Source organism: Streptomyces sp. NPDC001843 (assembly GCF_042891955.1).
In the GTDB taxonomy this organism is placed as follows: Bacteria; Actinomycetota; Actinomycetes; order Streptomycetales; family Streptomycetaceae; genus Streptomyces.
The window spans coordinates 203,180-219,341 of sequence record NZ_JBIATQ010000005.1 but is presented as its reverse complement, the minus strand read 5'-3'; the positions used below and the strand labels follow the sequence as shown (position 1 = coordinate 219,341).

The window sequence follows — 16,162 nt, the reverse complement described above, 5'->3', positions numbered from 1 at the left end:
GATGGGGCACATGTTGTCGACGAATGGGCGCATGCGAGAGGCCGCGGCCCGGCCGGTGGGGCCGTGCCGCTGTGCCGGGGAGGGGACGGCACGGTGAGCACGCCGCTGTACCGGTTGAAGGCCGAGTTCTTCAAAACCCTCGGCCACCCCGCCCGCATCCGCGTCCTGGAACTGCTGAGCGAGCGCGAGCACGCGGTGGCGGAGATGCTGCCCGAGGTGGGCATCGAGCCGGCGCACCTGTCCCAGCAGCTGGCCGTGCTGCGGCGGGCGAACCTGGTGCGGACACGGAAGGAGGGGTCGAACGTGTACTACTCGCTGGCCAGCCCGGAGGTGGCGGAGCTGCTGCGGGTGGCGCGCTCGATCCTGTCGGGCGTGCTGGCCGGACAGGCGGAGCTGCTCGCCGACCTGAAGGCGACCCAGCCGGAGAGGAGACCGCCGTCCTGACGACGCCCCTCGGACGCTGATCGCTTTCCCGGCGACGGGACACCACCCGTTCCCCGCGACCGCCCGGTCCCGTACCGGGACGCATCCAGCAGGTCGATACAGCAGGAATATGTGTCAAAGTGGACGAGTGAGACAGGAGAGGGTGCCTGTCATGTCCTCATGTTTCGAACGCCGCAGTCCCGCCACCGACTCCCTCACCATCAACCTGGGGAGCGAGGAGTACGCGGACCTGTTCGACCAGGCCCCGGTGATCTTCGCTGCTCTCCGTGGCCCCGGACACCTGCTGGAGGCGGCGAACCCGGCGTTCTTCGAGACCGTCGGCTGCGACCGCGACCGCGTCGGCGAGCCGATCGCGCAAGTGGCTCCGGAACTCGCCGCGCAGGGCGTCATCGACCGGCTCGACGAGGTCTACCGCACCGGTGTCCCGTACCGGACCCGGAACGGACGGCTGCTGCTGGGCGGCCCGGGCAGGCAGCGGGAAGGGTTCTTCGACTCCACCTACGAGCCCCGCCGGGACGCGATGGGCGGCACGGACGGGGTGGTGGTGATCGCGGTCGAGACCACCGCGTACCACCACGCGCGTCTCCTGGCCGCCGAGCAACGTGTGCTGCTGGAGCAGATCGCGGGCGACGCCCCGCTGGACGAGACCCTTGCCCGCATGGCCACGGCGATCGAGGCGCTCTCCCCGGACCTGATCGTCTCGGTACTGCTCGTCGACCCGGACGGACAGCGGCTGCGGCACGGCACCGCTCCGCGCCTGCCCGACTTCTACAACGAGGCGATCGACGGCACACCCATCGCCGAGGGCGCCGGCTCGTGCGGCACGGCCGCCCACCGGCGCCGACCGGTGACCGTCACCGACATCGCCACCGATCCGCTGTGGCGGGACTACCGCGAACTGGCGTCGCGGGCCGGGGTCGCGGCGTGCTGGTCCACTCCGATCCAGGGCGCGGACGGCCGGCTGCTGGGCACCTTCGCGATGTACCACCGCACCCCCAAGGTGCCCGCGGACAAGGACGTGGCGCTCAGCGCGGCGTTCGCCCGCATCGCCGCGCTGGCCGTCGAACGCCACTCCGCGATGGAGGCGAGCCGGGCCGCCCAGGAGCGCGAGAGGGAAGCCCGGGAGGATCTGGCCTTCCTGCTGGAGGCCAGCACCGCCATAGCGAGCGAGACGCACTATTCCGACAGTCTGCAGCGCATGGCGCGGCTGACCGTTCCGGCTCTGGCGCCGCTGTGTTCCGTCCATGTGGTCGAACGCGCCCAGCCGCAGCGCATCGCCATCGCCACGTCGACCCGGGACGGGGAAGAGCTCCTCGCGTCCCCCGCACTGCGTGCCGAGGTGGACGCCGCGGTTGCCCGCGTGCTGGCCTCGGGCGCCACCGAGACCGTGCGCACCGGGGACCGCTGCTCGCAGCTCGGCGTCACGGGTTACGTGTGCGTGCCCCTGGCCACCCGGGGCCGCGCCTTCGGAGTGCTGACTCTCCTGGTCACCGGGCGGCCCTTGGACCGTCGCACGATCGCCCTGGCGCAGGAGCTCGCCCGCCGGACCGCGTCGAGCGCCGACAACGCCCACCAGTTCACCGACCGCGTCCGGCTGGCACGCGATCTGCAGGCGGGCCTGCTGCCTCCGGAGCTGCCCAGGATTCCCGGGGCCACCCTGGCGGCCTCGTACCATCCGGCGGGTGAAGGGCTCGATGTCGGCGGCGACTTCTACGACGTCTTCCCGCTGCCCGGCGACCGTTGGGCGCTCATGATCGGCGATGTGTCCGGGCGCGGCGCGCTGGCCGCCACGACCACCGGAATCGTCCGCCACACCGCACGCGCCGCCGCTCGTCTCCTGAACGACCCGGTGGCCGTGGTCGCCGCCATCAACGACGCATTGGCTCGGAGCACCACCGATGAGGACCAGTTCGTCACGCTGGTCTACGGCGAGTTGCGACGCACCGCCTCCCACCTCGCGCTACGCCTGATCCGCGCGGGCCACGTCCCGCCGCTCGTGCGCCGCGCCGACGGCACGGTCGTGGAGTTCGCCGAACCGGGCCGGCTGCTGGGCATCGGTCCCGACCCCGGCTTCCGGGCGTGCGGTGTCGAACTGCACCCGGGTGACAGCCTGGTCCTGGTCACCGACGGCCTCACCGAGGCACGTTCGGCCGACGGCGAGTTCTTCGGTGAGGACCGTCTGACCGGTGCGCTTGCCGCCGTCCGGGCCGGCCGGCCCACCGCCGCCGCCCTCATCGAGTCCGTCACCGCCGCGGTCACCGCGTTCGCGGGCAATGCCACTGTCGACGACCAGGCCATACTGGTCGTCACCGCGACCTGACGGTCCGGGCCGGCGGGGTCCGCCCGAGCACGTCACCGCGCGCAGCTGCTGCCGTTGAGCGTGAAGTCGTACGGCTCCGCGTTCTTGCCGTGCCAGGAGCCGAGGAATCCGAAGGACAGGCTGCCGTCCGCGGCGACCGACTTGTTGTAGTCGGCGGCCTCGGCGGTGACGCGGGAGCCGTGCTGGTCGAGGTTCGCGTCCCACATCTGACCGACCGTCTGGCCGTTGTGGAAGGACCATGCGACGCGCCAGCCGGACAGGGCCTCGGTGGTGGTGACGGTGACGGTGGCCTGGAAACCGCCGGGCCACTGGTTGACGAGGTCGTACTGGACCCGGCAGACGGGCGCGGCGTCGGAGTCGGAAGGGTGCGGACTGGGACTGGCGTGGGCGGTGGAGGAGGAGGTGCCCTGCGGTTCCGGGTCGGAGTCCGCGGGGTCGGACTTGGTGACCGGGCCACGCGTGGTGGCGGCGGCGGAGCGGGATGCGGAGGCCGAGGGCAGCGGGCCGGCGGTCGGCAGGGAGGGGCTGGGGTCGGCGACCGGCTGTCGGTCGTCGTGGGCGGCCGCGCCGGTGTCGTCGGAGGAGCCGAACGGCATCATCGACACGCCGAGCGCCAGCAGCGACAGCAGCACCGCGGCGCCGAGCAGGCCGTGGCGCACCACCCGGCTGCGCTCGGTGCCGTCCGTGGGCTCCCCGCTCTCCAGGGCCTTCTTCTTGGGGCGGTCCGTCCCTTGGCGCACCTCCACCGCGCGACGCCTGCGCTCCAGGTAGGCGAGGCCGCCCCAGCCGATCACACCGCCGGCCAGGGCCGCGGGCGCGCCGCCGCCGTGCAGCCGCAGGCAGGCGGCGGCTTCCGCGCACTGGACGCAGGTGGCGAGGTGCCGGGAGAGGTCGCCCGGCGTCTCGGCGGCGGGTGAGCGGGTGACCGCGTCGAGGAGACGCGCGTAGCTGCGGCACTGCGCGTCCATCGGCGAGTCGACGTGGGCGCGGTGGCAGCGGTCCCGGAACAGGGCACGTACCTGGTCCAGTTCGAGGGCCGCGGCGGCCGGGTCGAGGCCCAGGCGGCGGGCGACGTCGGGCAGCGGCATCGCCTCCACCTCGGCCAGCCACAGCAGCGACGCGTCCGCCTCCTGCATGTCCTTGAGACCGCGCAGGGCGACCGGGCGCATCAGGGGCGGTCCGGTGTAGCGGGCCGCCTTGTCGGAGTTGAGCCACAGCCTCAGGTCGGGGTCGAGCCGGTGGCCGAGGCCGCCGGCCTCCCAGGCCGCCGCCGTGGTGCGTACGGCGGTGAGCAGCAGGGGGATCATCGGCAGCCGGGCCGACCTGCGACCGGCACCGCGCCCGGTTGCCGCATCGGCGGCCCGGGCCTCCTGTATGCCGAGCGCGAAGGCGTCGGTGGCCAGCTGGTTGGCCGAGGCCGCGCCGGAGGTGCACAGATCGGCATAGGAGAGCACCGCGTCCCAGTACTCGGAGAACAGCGCGGCCTCGGCGGCGTCCTGAGGCTTCGGCAGGTCGGGCATGGGTCTCCTGCATCCACGAGCGAGGTCAACTCACCATGTATTCAGCGGAGTTGGGGGAACCTCACGGCAGGGCCCGAGCTTTTCACGTCGTCGACACAACTGACAAGCGGCATATTCAAAACCGGTTGCCGATGACATCGCGACAGGTTTTCCCTACGCTCCGTCACCAACGGTTGCCCGGTCCTCAATCGCCGTACCCGGTCGCCGGACCGCGATCCACGACCCCCGCCCCGCGTGTCAGCCGATGATACGGACACCGACAACCGGTACGGGCGCGGGGTCGTGGATCGCGGTCCGGTCGCCGGAACGCCGCCGCGTCCGCCGTGACCCACATCTCCGGCGTCTTGTACGGACGCGACCGCGTTTCGACTCAACCGTCCGTCGCGGGAGTTCTACGCCTCCACCGGTTCCTGTGCCGGAAGGCTGTCCATGAAGGAGCTGACGGAGAACACGGCGCGGCCGGGGCCGGGCGGGCCGTAGCCGGGCGGGGAGGACAGGCCGAAGTCGTCCATCGTCTGCCGGTAGGCCTGCAGCAGCCGGATGTGGTACTCCAGCGGTGCGCCCTGCGGGTTGGCCTTGCCGAGCGGGGTGGTGGGCTCCGGGCACCAGGTGGTGAAGCGGGGCGTGATGCCGTGCGACATGAAGAAGCGCAGGCCCTCGGTCGTCGACGCGATCGCCTCGTCGACGGTGGTGAAGCCGAACGGCTCGGCCATCTCCACCCCCGCGACGAAGTTGGGGATGACGTTGCGCGCGCCGAAGACCTCCGCCGAGTCCAGGATCCGCTTGTGCCACTCGTCGCGGCCGACGTAGCGCTCCTTGCCCGGGCAGTACAGCTCGAACAGACGGCGGTCCCAGACCTCGTAGTTCGGGTGGTAGATCTGTACGCCGTAGTCCTTGAACCGCTGCACGTCGTCGCGCGGCAGCGCCTGGGCCACGACCTTGCCGATCCAGCGACCCGGGAAACGCTCCTCGATGGCCTTGGCGTAGTGGCCGTAGAAGTCGGCCTCGTCGCGCCCGGCGACCGTCTTGGTGATCGCGCCGCCGGTGAGGGTGTAGGCGGTGGACGCCTTCTGGGTGTCGTAGCGGTCGATGATCTCCAGGGCCTCGAGGACCTCTTCGACGTCCTTGACTCCTGTATACGGTCGACCGGCCGCCTTGTGCTGGCGCCAGTTGTGGTTGATGTCGCAGTACTGGCACTCCTCCTTGGCGCCGAAGTACTGGCAGACCCGGAAGACGGTGAGGTAGATCAGATAGCCCCACTGGATGGTCGGGGCGACCTCCATCACGGACTTCCCGTTGGACAGGGTGTGCCGGTAGTACTCCGGCATCGGCGGCACGCCGACGTCCGCGATCCTTCGGCCGTCCAGGTACAGCCCGAGCATCCCCTCGTCGTCGGCGGCGACCCGGTAGGGGGAGGCCGGGTTGACGCGTACGGAGACGACGGTGCGGCGCAGGTCGTACGGGCCTCCGGTGAGGATGATCTCCTCCGGGGGGCGCCTGAGCGCGGCCTCGCCGAGCTCGGGCAGGGTGCCGTGGTCGAAGGAGAAGATGAAGTACGACTTCGGCTTGACCTCGCCGCTCTCGTTGTCCGACAGCGCGGACGCGTCGAAGGCGACCCCGCCGCGGAGCAGGTCCTCCTTGAAGACGGCTTCCCGCGGCACGTGCGGGAACCGCTCCATCAGATCCTCGACCAGCGCGGTGCGGCTGCCCATCCGTATCTCCTCCCGGCGTACGCGTTCGACTCCTCACGGTATGCCCCTGCCTGTACGGCTGTCCGGCCGGGTCCCCCCAAGGGCGTAGCGGTCAGCCGGTGCCGGGGCGCCGGGTCGAGTCCCGCAGCACCACGTGCGTGCCCAGCACCAGGTGCTGGCCGTCGGGCAGCTCGTCGCGGTGCAGGGCCAGGCGGACCGCGGCGCGGCCCAGCTCCTCCTGGGGGACGTGGACGGTGGTGAGCGCGGGGTACACGTCGCGGGCGACCGGGATGTCGTCGTACCCGGCGACCGCGATGTCCTCGGGGATGCGGCGGCCGGCCTCGCGAAGGGCCTGGATCACCCCGGTGGCGATCATGTCGGTGGCGGCGAAGACCGCGGTGAACCCGCTGGCGGAGGCGAGGAGTTCGTGGGTGGCCCGGTAGCCGTACGAGCGGGAGAAGGCGCCGTCGACGATCAGTGCGGGGTCCGGGGTGAGACCGAGGAGTTCGTGGGCGCGGGTGAAGCCGCGGATGCGCTGGCCGCTGGTGGACAGGCCGGGGACCCGGCCGAGGTAGGCGATGCGCCGGTGACCGGCCGAGAGCAGATGGGTGGTCAGGGCGAAGGCGCCGCCCTCGTTGTCGTAGTCCACGACCGTGGCGGGCACGCCCGGCCCGAGCGGCGGGCGGCCGACCAGGACCAGCCGCGAGCCCGCCCGGTCCAGGGCGTGCGCGAAGTGGGTCATGCGGTCCTGGTAGGCCTTGTCCTCCCAGGCGCCGCCGACCACGATCACCGCGTCGGCCCGCTGCTCCCGCATGGTCTCGACGACGGCGAGGATGCGGCGCGGGTCGCCGTGCGTGGTGCACAGCATGCACAGGCGGCCCTCCTCGGAGGCCTGCTCCTCGACCCCGCGGGCGATGTGGGCGTAGAAGGGGCCGGTGACGTCGTCGACGACGAAGGCGACCGTCTTGTTGGTGGCGCCGCCCAGGGCACGGGCGTGCGCGTTGACCACGTAGTCCAGTTCGCGCATGGCCTTCAGGACCCTGGCGCGGGTGGCCTCGGCCACCGGGTAGGTTCCGCCGAGGACGCGGGAGACGGTCGAGGCGGAGACCCCGGCGCGCGCGGCGACGTCCCGCACGGTCGAGGCGTCCCCGGCCGCCGTCTGCGTCCGCTTCGCCGTCGTCACGCCGCCCGCTCCAGCACCGTGTGGTCGATCGCGTGGACCAGCTCGTCCCCGCTCACCAGCCGTGCGGCCTCGTCCACGACCGTCTGTCCGAGGCGGGCCACCTCGTTGCCCTGGGAACCGGCGAGATGGGGCGTGATGAAGGCGTTGGGCAGGTCGAACAGCGGTGAGTCGGCGGGCAGCGGCTCGGGGTCGGTGACGTCGAGGACGGCGCTCAGCCGTCCGCCGCGCAGCTCCGTGACCAGGGCGTCGTGGTCGACGAGCGCGCCCCGGGCGGTGTTGATCAGGACCGCACCGTTAGGCATCAGGGCGAGCTCGCGGGCGCCGATGAGATGCCGGGTCTCCGGGGTCTGCGGGGCGTGCACGGTGACGATGTCCGAGGTGCGCAGCAGCTCGTGCAGCGGGACGAGGGGGACGCCGAGCCGTGTGGCCTCCACCTCGTCGACGTAGGGGTCGGACAGGCTCACCCGCAGGTCGTAGGGGCGCAGCAGCTCGATCAGCCGGCGGCCGATGCGCGAGGCGCCCACGATGCCGACGCGGCGGCCGTAGTTGCCGATGCCGGGGAGGATGTCGCCGTACGGGAACTCGCGGCGGGTGCGGAGCTGGTCGCGGTAGCCGAAGACGTCCTTCCCCGCGAGCAGGATCATGGCGAGGGTGTACTCGGCGACGGGCAGCGCGTTGGCGCCGGCGGCCGAGGAGACCGCGATGCCCCGCTGCCAGACCTCCGGTGTGGTGAAGCCCTTGACCGAGCCGGCCGCGTGCAGCACCGCGCGGAGCCTCGGGGCCGCGTCCAGGACGGCCGCGTCCAGTCGAGGGCAGCCCCAGCCGGTGATGAGCACCTCGGTGCGGGCCAGCGCCTGACGGATCCGTGGATCGGCGAAGTCCTGCGCCACCAGAGTGGGATCGATTTCTACGCACTCGCGCAGCCGCGCGAGCACCTCCGGCGGGAAGATGTGCGGCACGTTCTGGTCCGTCATGGCGAACAATGCCTGTGGACGCTCGGGCAAGGAAGTGGCCTTCCGGCTCGGTGACGCATGGATAGCAACCGGTCTCTACGGTAGGCGGCGGCGAATGAGAGGGTCAATGGAAACGCACTCACCGGGAGGGGCAGGGATGACTCAGTCGGTCACCAACTGGGCGCGCAACATCACCTACACGGCCAAGGAGTTCCACCGTCCGCACTCGCCGGCCGAGCTCGCGGCCCTGGTCGCGGGCAACGCGAAGGCGCGGGTGCTGGGCAGCGGGCACTCCTTCAACACGATCGCCGACCCGGGTGCCGACGGCATCCTGCTGTCGATCGCCGGTCTGCCGCCGGTGCTCGACGTGGACACCGCGGCCCGTACGGTACGGGTCTCGGGCGGCGTCCGGTACGCGGAGCTGGCCCGCGCCGTCCACGCGCACGGCCTCGCCCTGCCCAACATGGCGTCCCTGCCGCACATCTCGGTGGCCGGTTCGGTGGCGACCGGCACCCACGGCTCCGGCGTCGGCAACGGGCCGCTGGCCTCGGCTGTGCGCGAGGTGGAACTGGTCGTCGCGGACGGCGCGACGGTGCGGTTCGCGCGCGGTGAGGACGGCTTCGACGGGGCGGTGACCTCTCTCGGGGCGCTGGGCGTGGTCACCCTGCTGACGCTGGACCTGGAACCGGCCTACGAGGTCGAGCAGCGGGTCTTCACCGAGCTGCCACTGGAGGGGCTGGACTTCGAGGCGGTGGCGGGGTCCGCGTACAGCGTGAGTCTGTTCACCGACGCGCGGGCGGCGGGCTTCCGGCAGGTGTGGGTGAAGCGGCGCACCGACCAGGCGGCGGTGGACTTCCCGTGGGCCGCGCCGGCCACCGAGGCGCTGCATCCGGTACCGGGGATGCCGGCGGTGAACTGCACCGAACAGTTCGGGGTGCCGGGGCCGTGGCACGAGCGGCTGCCGCACTTCCGCGCGGAGTTCACGCCGAGCAGCGGGGCGGAGCTGCAGTCGGAGTATCTGCTGCCGCGGTCGGCCGCACTCGATGTGCTGTATGCGATCGACGGGATCCGGGATACGGTCGCCCCCGTACTGCAGACCTGTGAGGTGCGGACGGTCGCCGCCGACCGGCAGTGGCTGAGCCCGGCCCACGGGCGGGACTCGGTGGCCGTGCACTTCACCTGGATCGAGGACGCGGCGGCGGTGCTGCCCGTGGTGCGGCGGGTGGAGGAGGCGCTGGCCGGCTTCGATCCGCGGCCGCACTGGGGGAAGGTGTATGCCATGTCCGCGGACGATCTCCGTCGGCGGTATACACGTCTCGGCGACTTCCTGGCGCTCGCGAAGTCCCTGGACCCGAGCGGCAAGTTCACCAACGCCTTCGTCCGGGACGCCCTGGGCGCCTGACCGGGTAGCGGGCAGACTTTATAAAGCCCCTTTCCTAACCCCTTGTCGAAAGCCTCGGCCACCCCATAGCCTTGCGCCGCGCCGGTGCCGATGCCGCCCGGCACGGCCTGGCAGCGATGGGAGGGGCAGCCTTCGTGAAGCGCACGTCACGGGACATCCGCACCGCGAACCGCTACGAGGTGTTGCGCCAGATCATCGCCGAGTCTCCCACCTCCCGCCAGGAGCTGGCGGCCGCCACCGGGCTGAGCCTGGCCACGGTCGCCACCCTGGTCGGCGAGCTGCTCGACCTCAGGATGATCACCGAGGTCGGTTTCGAGGACTCGGCGGGAGGCCGCCCCCGGGGACTCGTGGCCGTCAACGCGTCGGGGGGCGCGTTGATCGGCGTGGACATCGCGGAGACGTACGTCCATGTGGAGCTGTTCGACCTCGCGCTGAACGTGCTGGCGCGCGCGGAGGAGGACATGCGCCCGGGCGAGAGCCGCCCCGAGCAGGTGGTCGGCCATGTCGCCGCCGCGGTCGGCTCGGTGGTCGCGCAGGCCGGGGTGGAGGCGGCACGCGTGCTCGGGGTCGGGGTGAGCGTGCCGGGGCAGGTGGACCGGGACACCGGAATCGCCGAGTACGCGCCCAACTGGGACTGGCACGACGTACCACTGCTCGACCTGCTCTCCGAGCACATCGCCTACCCCCTCTACCTGGACAATCCGCTGCGCGCCTGCGCGGTGGCCGAGCTGTGGTTCGGGGCCGCGCGCGGGCGCGGGAACGCCGTGGTGGTGAACCTCGGCACCGGAGTCGGCGCCGGTCTCGCGCTCGGCGGCGGACTGCACCGGGGGGTCAGCAACAGCGCCGGCGAGTGGGGTCACACCACGCTCGTGCTGGACGGGCGGCTGTGCCACTGCGGCAACCACGGCTGTGTGGAGACGTACGTGGGCGCGCCCGGCATCATGCAGAACCTGCGCGAGCTCAGCCCGCAGAGCACGCTGCTGCACCCCGAGGACCAGACGGCCACCGTCGACGCCCTGGCCCGGGGGGTCGCCGCACACGACCCCGTGGCCGTCAAGGTCGTCCGTGACACCGCCCGCTATCTCGGTGCCGGTATCGCCGATCTGGTCAACCTGCTCAACCCCGAGGTGGTCGTGCTCAGCAGCTGGGTCGCCGCCCGGCTCGGTGAGCCGCTGCTCGACGAAGTGCGCGAGGCCGTCGCCCGGCACGCGCTCAGGCGGCCGCTGGCCGCCACCGAGATCGTCCTCTCCCCGATCCCCACCGATCCGGTGTGCCTGGGCGCGGCGACGTTCGCGCTGGAGGGCGCGCTGCAGTCCGTCGGGCAGAGGACCCACGCAAAGCGCACCACCCCCGCAAGGAGCCGTACCGCCCCACCTTCATGACGACGGAAGGGATGCACGTGCCTCACCCCCGCACCAAACCCACCCGCTCGAGGAGACCGCTCCTCCTGACGGCCGCAGCCGCACTCGCCGTCACCGGACCCCTGGTGTCCGCTCCCGCCGCCTCGGCCGCCACCCCCACGGCGGCCGAGGTCTCCCCCCACGCCGCCCAGACCATCGACGACATCGGTGCCTCCGGCGCCTGGTGGGTCAACGACCTGCAGCACTTCTCGCCCAAGGTCCAGGCCCGGGTCGCGAAACTGCTGTTCTCCTCCAAGGGCCTGTCCCTGAGCTCGTACCGCTACAACATCGGTGGTGGCGGCGTCGCCGTCACCACCCCGGCCCGGGCCGCCGAGGACTTCCTGAAGTCCGACGGCGGCTACGACTGGAGCAGGGACAAAGGCGGCCGCACGTTCCTCCAGTACGCCGCGAAGTACGGCGTCAAGGACCTGATCGGGTTCGTCAACAGCGCGCCCGCCCGGTGGACGACCAACGGGCAGAGCTGCGGTGGGCAGCTGAAGGCCGAGAACGAGACGGACTTCGCCAAGTACATAGCCGACGTCACCGACCACTTCGCCGGCGAGGGCGTGCAGCTGGACTACATCAGTCCCTTCAACGAGCCGGACAACAGCTTCGCGGACTGCGGCCAGGAAGGCATGCCCGTACCGGTCGACCAGCGTGACGACATCGTGCGCGCGCTGGGTGCAGAGCAGAGGGCACGGCACCAGAAGACCGGCATCATCGCGGACGAGTCCAGCAAGACGACGCAGTTCACCTCCGAGCTCCCGCAGTGGATGTCGCAGCCGGACACCGCGCAGTACGTGTCCGCGCTGGCCCACCACACGTACAACAACCCCGACGACGGCCAGCTCGGCAACGTCTACGAGACGGCCAAGGCGGTCGGCAAGAAGTCCTGGGCCACCGAGATCTGCTGTTTCGGCAAGGGCTCGACCGGCTGGAACCAGGAGTACGACCCGACCATCGACAACGCCCTGTTGATGTCCCGGATCATCTACAAGGACTTCGCGAGCTCCCACGACTCGGCGTTCCAGTGGTGGGTGGCGCTCGCGAGCGGGTACGGCACCGATCCGAACACCAGGAACGACGAGGGCTGGAACGACGGCCTGATCTACTACGACCCCGACTACGCGACGAACGGCAACCAGAGCCTGTACTTCACCAAGCGGTACTACGCGCTCGGCCAGTACAGCAAGTTCGTGACACCGGGGTCGGTGGCGCACGACGTGACCGGGGCGCCGGCCGGGGTCGAGGTGTCCTCGTACGACCGGAACGGCAAGTGGGTGGTCGTGGTCAACAACCACAACACCACGGACACCACCCTGAACCTGCACTTCAACAGCAAGGCACCGAAGCGGGCCAGGGAGGCTGTCCGTACGTCGGCCACCGAGAACTGGGCGGACGTCGCCAAGCCGTCCGTCAGCGGCGGCACGGTGTCCGCCACCCTCGCCGCACGGTCGGTGACGACGTACGTCTTCGACCAGAAGGGGCACGACAGCTCGGCCGTGACCGGCGCCTGGCAGGGCAAGCAGTCGGGCAAGTGCCTGACGGCGAACGCCTCCGGGGCCACGATCAGCACCTGCACGGGCGAGGCCGGGCAGTCGTGGTCCTACGACGCCAGGGGCGCCCTGAAGGGCTCGAACGGGTACCTCACGGCCGGGAGCGCCGGTCTGACGACATCGGCCGCCTACACCGGTGACGTGAACCAGCGCTGGCTGCTCAACGCCAACGGGCAGATCCTCAGCGAGGCGTCGGGCAAGTGCCTGGACGTCAGCGGGCAGTCGACCGCGGACGGCGGCAAGGTGATCCTCTACAGCTGCAACGGCGGCAGCAACGAGGTGTGGCCCAGGCAGTAGCCGCCCCTTCCCCATGACCGAGGGCCGCCGGCATCCCTGACCCGGCGGCCCTCAACGCCTTTGCCGTCTCACCTTGTTCGTAATGCCGAACCGTACACAACGCTTCGAGCAGACTTCGTCCAACCCCTTGCCGAAGCCTTAGCCGAAGGTTAACGTCCCGCACCGCAGGCACAGCAATTCCAGCCAACGGGCGCTGAAGCAAAGAGCCGCAGCACCACGCGACAAGACAAGGACGTCAGCATGTCGGCAATGAGCAGCAGTAACTGGGACCGCCGATCGATCTTCAAGGCCGCCGCGGGCCTGGCCGCCGCCGGCACGCTGGCCGCGTGCGGCAGCAACAACGGCCGGAGCGGCGGCAGCGGCTCGGGCAAGCAGCTCACCCAGTTCTTCCACGCCTACGGCGAGGCGGGCACCCAGCAGGCTCTCAAGCGGTACGCGGCGGCCTACAAGGACGCGAACGTGACCACGCAGTGGATCACCAGCGCCGACTTCGAGAACAAGCTCTTCGCGACGCTGCTCACCAAGAACGCGCCCGACCTGTTCGAGTTCCACCCGCAGATCCAGATGGTCAAGAGCGGCCAGGTGGCGGACCTCAGCGACATCATCGACCCGGTCAAGGACGACTTCAACGCGGCCGACATCAAGTCGCACACGGTCGACGGCAAGATCTACGGCGTCCGGATGATCGACGACCCGCAGTTCTTCTTCTACCGCAAGTCGATGCTGGAGAAGGCGAACGTCAAGGTCCCGACGACGTTCGACGAGCTGATGGAGGCCGCCGCCAAGCTCACCACCGGCAAGGTCAAGGGCCTCTACATCGGCAACGACCTGCACGCGGTCATCAACCCGATGATCTGGTCGGCGGGCGCCGACACCCTCGACGAGAAGAACCAGATCGCCTACCACACGCCCGGCGTCGTCGAGGGCATCAAGAAGATGCGCAAGCTGTTCACCAGCGGCCACCTCCTGCTCGGCGCCCCGACCGACTACTGGGACCCGTCCGCGCTCAACCAGGGCCTGTGCGCGATCCAGTTCTGCGGAATGTGGGCGATGCCCCAGTTCCAGCAGGCGCTCGGCGACGACTGGGGGATCTTCCCCTTCCCGAAGGTCACGGACAACGGCAAGCAGTCGGTCTACAACGGCGGCTGGTCGATGTTCGTCAACGCCAAGGGCAAGAACGTCGACGCGGCCAAGGAGTACGTGAAGTGGCTGTGGATCGACCAGAAGAAGTACCAGGAGGACTGGGCCACTTCGTACGGCTTCCACATCCCGCCGCGCAAGTCCATAGCCGCCACCGCCACCAAGCTCAAGTCGGGCAACGCGGCCGAGGGCGTCAAGCTCTTCAACGAGTTCGGGCACTTCGACAACATCGGCTGGACCCAGGCCATGATCACCGCGCTGGAGGACGTCTTCGCCGACTCCGTCCGCAAGGGCGGTGACCCGGAGGCGGCCCTCGACAAGGCCGACAAGGCGGTCAACCGCGAGCTGAAGAAGCTCTTCGGATAGACCGCGGACGGAAAACAACCATGTCGACGACCACGACGCGCGACCTCGCGCGCCCCGCCCCGGCGAAGCCTTCCAAGGCCAAGCCGCGGCGGGGTCTGCGGGCCAGCAGCACCTTCAACTTCTGGCTCTTCTCCGCCCCGTTCCTGATCGGGCTGGCGATCTTCGTCTACGTCCCGATCGGCTGGAGCGTCTACCTCAGCTTCTTCGACGCCCGCTTCACCGTCACGCCGAGCAAGTTCATCGGCTTCGACAACTACCACTTCATGCTGACGAACGACGACTTCGTCGGCTCCCTGGGCACCTTCACCGTCTTCGCCGCGTTCATCGTGCCCACCACCTGGGCGATGTCACTGGGCCTGGCCCTGCTGGTGAACCGGCTCCGGTTCATGCGGGCGTTCTTCCGCTCGGTCTTCTTCCTGCCCACCGCCTGCAGCTATGTCGCCGCCTCGCTGATCTGGAAGATGTCCATCTTCAACGGCGTCCGCTTCGGCCTCGCCAACACGGTCCTCGGCTGGTTCGGGATCGACAACATCGCCTGGCTGATCACCCCCGACCCGCCCTGGTACTGGCTGGTCATCGTCACCGCCCGCCTGTGGCTCCAGTCCGGCTTCTACATGATCCTGTTCCTGGCCGCACTGCAGAACATCCCGCAGGAGCTGTACGAGGCCGCCGCCATCGACGGCGCCAAGCCCGGCTGGCAGACCTTCCGGCACATCACGCTGCCCCAGCTGCGCGCCACCTCGACCGCGGTGATCCTGCTGCTGCTCGTCGCCGCCTACCAGGCCTTCGACGAGTTCTTCAACCTGCTGGCGAAGACGACCTGGGGCCGTCCGCCGCTCGTTGAGCTGTACTACCGCGCCCTGGGCGAGAACCAGGACTACGGGGCCGGCAGCGCCGGCGCCGTCATCCTGACCGTACTGATCTGCGTGGTCACCCTGTTCCAGGGCAAGATCATGGGCTTCGGAAGGGGGGAGGAGTCCAAGTGACCACCACCGCACCAGAGACGGGCAGGACCGCGCCGCCGTCGAACAAGCCCCGCCGCACCAGGCGCGGGGGCGGCGTCATGGGCAACACCGGCCTCTACATCGCCGTCAGTGTCGCCGCCTTCCTGTTCCTGATCCCGTTCTACATCATGGTCCGCAACGCTCTCACCACGGACCCCGAGATCACCGGGGAGCACTGGCAGATCTTCCCCACGCACCTGCAGTGGGGGAACTTCAGCGAGCTGTTCAACGACCCCATGGTGCCCTTCGGCCGGTCGCTGCTGAACTCCGCGATCGTCGCCGTCCTGCACACCAGCGGCGTCCTGCTGATCTGCTCCCTCGCCGGCTACGCCCTGGCCCGCATCCCCTACAAGCACGCCAACAAGGTGTTCTACGCGGTCCTCGGCACCCTGATGGTCCCGACCGCCGTGACCTTCGTCCCCAGCTTCGTGCTGGTGTCGTCGCTCGGCTGGGTGGACAGCTACCGGGGTCTGATCATCCCGGGTCTGTTCAGCGGTTTCACCTGCTTCCTGTTCCGGCAGTACTTCCTCGGGTTCCCGAAGGAGCTGGAGGAGGCGGCGCGCGTGGACGGACTGGGCTACTGGGGCGCATACTGGCGTGTCGTCGTGCCGAACTCGCTGAACTTCTTCGCGGCGATCGCCACCATCACGTTCATCAGCGGCTGGAACTCCTTCCTGTGGCCGCTGGTCATCGGTCAGAGCCCGGACTCGTGGACCGTCCAGGTCGCGCTGTCGAACTACATGACCAACCAGACCGTCGTCTTCCACACGATCTTCATGGCCACCGCAATTTCCATCCTGCCCCTGTTGTTCGTCTTCCTCTTCCTCCAGCGCTGGCTGGTCCAGGGGATCGCACAGACCGGTATCAAGGGCTGAGCTAGGAGACC

Annotated in this window: 12 protein-coding genes; 8 read left to right on the top strand and 4 right to left on the bottom strand. The window is 70.1% G+C overall.

Features of this window, described 5'->3' with window-relative positions; genetic code table 11:
* Positions 1-93 precede the first annotated feature (93 nt).
* Both ACFYZQ_RS15175 and ACFYZQ_RS15170 read left to right on the top strand, forming a co-directional pair.
* Positions 94-444, top strand: coding sequence for an ArsR/SmtB family transcription factor (locus ACFYZQ_RS15175; protein WP_388795439.1), 351 nt, complete (start codon positions 94-96; stop codon positions 442-444).
* Between the two features lie 151 nt (positions 445-595).
* Positions 596-2,764, top strand: coding sequence for a SpoIIE family protein phosphatase (locus tag ACFYZQ_RS15170; protein ID WP_389146759.1), 2,169 nt, complete (start codon positions 596-598; stop codon positions 2,762-2,764).
* Between the two features lie 32 nt (positions 2,765-2,796).
* Here the strand turns inward: ACFYZQ_RS15170 and ACFYZQ_RS15165 are convergent, their stop codons facing one another.
* From ACFYZQ_RS15165 to ACFYZQ_RS15150, 4 genes are all read right to left on the bottom strand, one after another.
* A complete protein-coding gene (locus tag ACFYZQ_RS15165) occupies positions 2,797-4,284 on the bottom strand; it encodes a cellulose-binding domain-containing protein (RefSeq protein ID WP_389146756.1) in 1,488 nt (495 codons plus the stop codon).
* Positions 4,285-4,676: 392 nt separating this feature from the next.
* Positions 4,677-5,996, bottom strand: a complete 1,320-nt coding sequence (locus tag ACFYZQ_RS15160; protein ID WP_389146753.1) for a radical SAM protein — start codon at positions 5,994-5,996, stop codon at positions 4,677-4,679.
* Positions 5,997-6,087: 91 nt separating this feature from the next.
* Positions 6,088-7,158, bottom strand: coding sequence for a LacI family DNA-binding transcriptional regulator (locus ACFYZQ_RS15155; RefSeq protein WP_389146750.1), 1,071 nt, complete (start codon positions 7,156-7,158; stop codon positions 6,088-6,090).
* Positions 7,155-8,162, bottom strand: coding sequence for a hydroxyacid dehydrogenase (locus tag ACFYZQ_RS15150; RefSeq protein ID WP_389146748.1), 1,008 nt, complete (start codon positions 8,160-8,162; stop codon positions 7,155-7,157). The genes ACFYZQ_RS15155 and ACFYZQ_RS15150 overlap by 4 nt, the downstream gene beginning before the upstream one ends.
* A 106-nt stretch (positions 8,163-8,268) precedes the next feature.
* On the opposite strand from ACFYZQ_RS15150, the gene ACFYZQ_RS15145 reads away from it, so the two are divergent.
* The 6 genes from ACFYZQ_RS15145 to ACFYZQ_RS15120 all read left to right on the top strand — a co-directional run bounded on the left by ACFYZQ_RS15145 (position 8,269) and on the right by ACFYZQ_RS15120 (position 16,151).
* Entirely contained in the window at positions 8,269-9,513 is a 1,245-nt protein-coding gene (locus ACFYZQ_RS15145; protein WP_389146745.1) for an FAD-binding protein, read from the top strand.
* A 134-nt stretch (positions 9,514-9,647) separates the two neighbouring features.
* Positions 9,648-10,895, top strand: a complete 1,248-nt coding sequence (locus ACFYZQ_RS15140; RefSeq protein WP_389146742.1) for an ROK family transcriptional regulator — start codon at positions 9,648-9,650, stop codon at positions 10,893-10,895.
* Between the two features lie 11 nt (positions 10,896-10,906).
* Entirely contained in the window at positions 10,907-12,766 is a 1,860-nt protein-coding gene (locus tag ACFYZQ_RS15135; RefSeq protein WP_389146739.1) for a glycoside hydrolase, read from the top strand.
* A 240-nt stretch (positions 12,767-13,006) separates the two neighbouring features.
* Entirely contained in the window at positions 13,007-14,272 is a 1,266-nt protein-coding gene (locus ACFYZQ_RS15130; RefSeq protein ID WP_389146736.1) for an ABC transporter substrate-binding protein, read from the top strand.
* Positions 14,273-14,292: 20 nt separating this feature from the next.
* On the top strand, positions 14,293-15,258 hold the full coding sequence (locus ACFYZQ_RS15125) for a carbohydrate ABC transporter permease (protein ID WP_389146733.1): 966 nt from the start codon (positions 14,293-14,295) through the stop codon (positions 15,256-15,258).
* Positions 15,255-16,151, top strand: a complete 897-nt coding sequence (locus ACFYZQ_RS15120) for a carbohydrate ABC transporter permease (RefSeq protein WP_389146731.1) — start codon at positions 15,255-15,257, stop codon at positions 16,149-16,151. Before ACFYZQ_RS15125 ends, ACFYZQ_RS15120 begins: the two co-directional genes overlap by 4 nt.
* The last annotated feature ends 11 nt before the right edge of the window (positions 16,152-16,162 follow it).

Bases quoted from the DNA above. Each gene is read 5' to 3' on its own strand.
- ACFYZQ_RS15165 (WP_389146756.1), bottom strand. From the start codon at position 4,284: ATGCCCGACCTGCCGAAGCCTCAGGACGCCGCCGAGGCCGCGCTGTTC.
- ACFYZQ_RS15145 (WP_389146745.1), top strand. From the start codon at position 8,269: ATGACTCAGTCGGTCACCAACTGGGCGCGCAACATCACCTACACGGCC.
- ACFYZQ_RS15125 (WP_389146733.1), top strand. From the start codon at position 14,293: ATGTCGACGACCACGACGCGCGACCTCGCGCGCCCCGCCCCGGCGAAG.
- ACFYZQ_RS15130 (WP_389146736.1), top strand. From the start codon at position 13,007: ATGTCGGCAATGAGCAGCAGTAACTGGGACCGCCGATCGATCTTCAAG.
- ACFYZQ_RS15170 (WP_389146759.1), top strand. From the start codon at position 596: ATGTCCTCATGTTTCGAACGCCGCAGTCCCGCCACCGACTCCCTCACC.
- ACFYZQ_RS15135 (WP_389146739.1), top strand. From the start codon at position 10,907: ATGCACGTGCCTCACCCCCGCACCAAACCCACCCGCTCGAGGAGACCG.
- ACFYZQ_RS15160 (WP_389146753.1), bottom strand. From the start codon at position 5,996: ATGGGCAGCCGCACCGCGCTGGTCGAGGATCTGATGGAGCGGTTCCCG.